Annotated in this window: 1 pseudogene; it reads left to right on the forward strand. The window is 34.2% G+C overall.

From position 1 onward, the window contains the following. Positions 1-1392, forward strand: a pseudogene (locus ACNPNW_RS16115) (integrase); the annotation flags it as partial.

Consider the following 1392-nt stretch of genomic DNA (forward strand, 5'->3'; position numbering starts at 1 on the left):
AGGAGATTCCAAATTTAGATCTATTGAGTACAAGTGTACTTAATAACAAAATTATCACTACGCCTTTGATATATGAACAGCATATAGCTATTTATCATCAGCTTGATACCTGGAAAACGATTCAAGAAAGAATTGAAAATACTCATCACACTGTGGAGCTTTCTGTTTCTACTAGTGGTCAGAACGTTAAAGTTTATAATGATAAACGGATGGGTAAACGTAATGATATAAAATCATTGCTTTTATCATTTAGTGAAGATGGTAAAGAGTTGACACTAGCCAAGTTTAATGAAGCTTTGAACGCAAGTATTAATAAATCAGAGGGCGATATACGTTCCTATGAAGCTGGAGAGGGGGAATATATTGATTATGTGGTGGCAATCGCACATTTACGGATATGCCAATGGTTAAAGTATGAGCTAGGTTACAATTCTGGCTCTGGTAAAGCATCACTTCAGGTGGCATCGATAAAACGTTATTATCACAGCTTCGTTTCTGACTTTTTAATTTACATTTTAGAATACCAAATAAATTTGAATAATGCCATCGAAGAACAATTTGAAGAAATGTATGAGTACCTTATTTTAGAAAAATCAATGAAAGATCAGGAAAAGCAGGAAACAATCGCTGAGAAAAATGATAATAAAAAGCACGACACCTCTGGCTATTCTTTCGCGAGGTTAAAAACATTTCATCAGTATTTGGTCAACAAGCATGATGCACCAGTAGTAGCGTACTTGTATGAACATCAGAGAGACAGCGGGAAATTTTTAAAAACACGGACCATTAGTCCGCAGATGTTTGAATTAATGATGAAAATTGTGAAAAATTATCCACACATTTTAGGCATTTCAGGGAATGACATAGTTGCATTGCAATGGGTCTATCGACTCGCATTTAGACTAGGTTTGCGTATTGATGAAGTGACAGGCATCCGTCTCAATGATTTTGACTCTGCACAGCTTCGAAGTCATCTTAAAAATAATCGTTTATATTACGAAGCAAAGTCAGATCCTAAAGATACGACTTCAAATGAATCATCCAATTCAGATATTGAAAATCTGGTTTTAAAAATTCATTCCAACTCTCACCGTAATGTTAAAAACGAAAATGCAAATCGTCAGTTTGATTTATCCTATTTTTTAAATCCAAATGAATTTAAAGAGTTCTGTGATTTTTATAAAAAATATTTAGCTGCTTCTTTGAGCGAAGCGGAATTACAAGTACAGAATACATTACTCTTCACCTTTGAAAATCAACAATTATCAAAAATCACTAGGAGCTTGTTTAATCTGGTATTAGGGACAAGTGATCATTCATATACATTTCACGCATTTAGGCATAGTGCTGCATCACACTTAGCAATTTTATTGAAAGGCAGCCACCAGCTTA

Source organism: Acinetobacter endophylla (genome assembly GCF_053543775.1).